The sequence below is a fragment of the Deinococcus pimensis DSM 21231 genome (assembly GCF_000519345.1).
GTDB lineage: Bacteria > Deinococcota > Deinococci > Deinococcales > Deinococcaceae > Deinococcus_A > Deinococcus_A pimensis.
On record NZ_KI912633.1, the window covers coordinates 6,334 to 7,134 of the forward strand.

At 69.9% G+C, this 801-nt stretch carries 1 protein-coding gene; it reads left to right on the forward strand.

Annotated elements, in window-relative coordinates; genetic code table 11:
* On the forward strand, nt 1–688 hold a 688-nt coding region (locus tag DEIPI_RS28550; protein ID WP_045233656.1), incomplete at its 5' end, for an ABC transporter substrate-binding protein.
* Nucleotides 689–801: the final 113 nt, after the last annotated feature.

Genomic DNA, 801 nt, shown 5'->3' on the forward strand with positions numbered 1-801 from the left:
GTCCATCGGCTCGCGTCCGCAGCCGAACCTGGAGGCGATCCTCGCGTCGCGACCCGACGTGATCGTCGCGGACGCCTTCGTGCACAAGGACCTCTACCCGCAGCTGAGCGCCATCGCGCCGACCGTGGCCTTCCAGAGCCGCCGCGGCAGCTACGACGACATCATGCAGCAGGTTCTCGACATCGGGAAGCTCGTCGGGAAGGAGGCCGCCGCGAAGAACCTCTACGACGAGCAGTCGCGACTGCTCGCCAAGGCGAAAGCCTTCGCGAACCCCAAGGCGCCGAGCGTCGTGATGGCCGTCTCCACCGAGCAGACCCTCACGCTGCACTCCACCGAGAGCTTCGTCGGGAGCCTCGTGGAGAAGCTCGGGCGAAAGAACGCCGTGAAGCCGCAGAACGGCCAGACGCAGTACGAGGTGAGCCTCGAAGGGCTCGTGGCGCTCAACCCGGCCACGCTGGTGCTCTTCACGGGCGCCGACGAGAAGCCCATCGTGCGCGAGTGGGCGAGGAACCCGCTGTGGCAGAAGCTCACGGCGGTGCAGCGCGGCCGCGTGTACGAGTTCGACCGTGACCTGTGGACCCGCTCGCGCGGCCCCATCGCGCTCAAGCTCATGCTCGCGCAGACGATCGACAGCGGCCTGCTCGCGGACAAGGCGCCCGCGAAGACCTTCGCGTTCCGGGACCGCTGACGTGACGCCCGCGCCCACGCCCTCCACACCTTCCGTGCACGCGCGGCGCGCGCCGCTGCTCGTGGGGGTCCTCGCGGCGACGCTGGTGGGGCTAGGCGTGCTGGCGCTGGGGC